At 69.5% G+C, this 1,877-nt stretch carries 1 protein-coding gene; it reads right to left on the reverse strand.

The features are described from left to right. Positions 1 to 1,877: DUF2207 domain-containing protein (locus AC1VTH_RS08065; RefSeq protein WP_481335654.1), on the reverse strand; the 1,877-nt coding region annotated here is incomplete at both ends.

The following is a 1,877-nucleotide window of genomic DNA, read 5'->3' on the forward strand; positions in this document are numbered from 1 at the left end:
CCGCCGCCCCCGCCGCCACCAGAGCTGCTCGAGGACGCGGCCATCGCGGCCGTGCTCACGTGGTGGGCGCTCTCGTAGCTCGTGGTGAAGACGCTCGCCGGCGAGCCCAGGCGGCCGTAGCTGCCGTACCAGCAGTAGCTGTAGAAGTACGGGTCCGCGAGGATCTCGGGCGCGGCCACCTTGAGCTGCTCGATCACACGGTCGGCGACGCCCAGGACCACGGCCATGACCAGCAGGCGGTCCCACAGGGCCACGTCGCGCGGCACGGCCTCGCCCAGCAGCGTGAACTCCTTGAGCCACTTGCGCAGCGCGGCGAGCTTGGCTCGCAGCTCGATGGCCTCGCGCGACATCGGGCGCAGGCGCGTGGCGAGGACGCAGGCCACGGTGCACGCCACCAGGTTCAGGACGAGCAGCACCAGGCCGTTGACCCAGGCCTCGGCATCGAGCAAGAAGACCGAGGCGACGACGCCCACGCAGGCCAGCAGGATCGAGAAGACCAAGAGCAGGGCGCGGCCGGTGAAGCCGTCCTCATCGAAGAAGTTGCGTACCTCGCAGCGGCCGCTCACCTCGTCGCGCCACTCGTCGAGCGCCTCGGAGTAGGTCTGGGGCGCCTTCTTGGCGGCGCGCTTGACGTCGGAGAAGCGCAGCGTCTTGTAGCCGCCGGCCGGGGCGTCGCGCCAGCGGCGGTCCTTGCCGCGCGGGGCCACGACATTGAACAACAGGTTCATGGCCGCCGAGTCGATGTCGTTCTTGGCCTTGCGGTCGCCGCGCTCGATCTGGTAGTCCTTGTCGCGGCCCTTGTCGTCCTTCACGAGCGACAGGCCAATGATGCCGTCGTCGGTGAGCTTCATGAGGGTGGCGGTGAAGGCCTCGGAGGGCACCTTGCCGCCCGCCCACAGCGCGGCGAGCACGGCGGGGTGGTCGTCGGAGGGCACGTCGCGGAAGTAGTCGTCGTCGAACTGGGCGCGGTGGCGGCGGCGATAGCGCAGGGTCAGCAGCGCGGCAAGCGCCACGATGCCCACGCAGCTGACAGCGCCTATGCCCGTCCCCACGAGAATCGTGGCGCGGGCGCGCTCGCGGCGGGCATTGGCCTCGTCGGCCCACTGCTGCTCCTCGGCCCTGATGGTCGAGAGCCGCGAGGTGCTCGAGGGCACCATGTCCGTGAGCCACTCCACCGGGAAGGTGATGCGGGCCTCGGCGTACTCGTCGGTGCCCACGCCCGGCACGGTGTAGACCACGTCGTTGCCGTCAAAGGAGAGCGAGGCGTCGAGCGGGCCGTGGCCCCAGGCGCGCACGTTGTCGCCGCCCGATACCGTGACGCCGGCAGGAACCGGCAGGTGAACGCGGCAGGTGACGTTGTCAGACGGCACGTCCCAGCCGTCGGAGACGAACTTCCAGTACAGCTCGCCCGTGTCGGCCCAGGCGTTCACCACGTTGTTCATGGTGTAGGAGATGCGCACGCGGGCGCGCTCGTCCTCGTGGGGCGTGTAGATCTTGACGCGCGTGAACGAGTAATAGTCGCTGACCTCGTAGGTGCCGGGGTCGCCGCTGTACGCCTCGCTGAACGTGCCCCAGCTCTGGTTGAGGTCCTCGACCGACAGGTCAGAGACCCATGGGCTCACGTCACTCGAGGTCTCGGCGGGGGCGCTCGTCGCAATGTCCCAGTACACGCCGTTGAACGAGCCGTCGAAGTTGAACTCGCGCTCCTCGACGATGCGAATCGAGCCGTCCGTGTTCACGGTGAGGTCGATGTCGACGGCGTCGATCGAGTAGTCGCGCGCCAGTGCTGGCGCCGGCGCGCACACGAGCGCGAGCGCGGCCACGAGCGTCGCCACCAGGGCGGCGATGAGCGGGCGCCAGCACTGGCGCGCGACTAC

The sequence above is a fragment of the Parolsenella sp. genome (assembly GCF_982402205.1).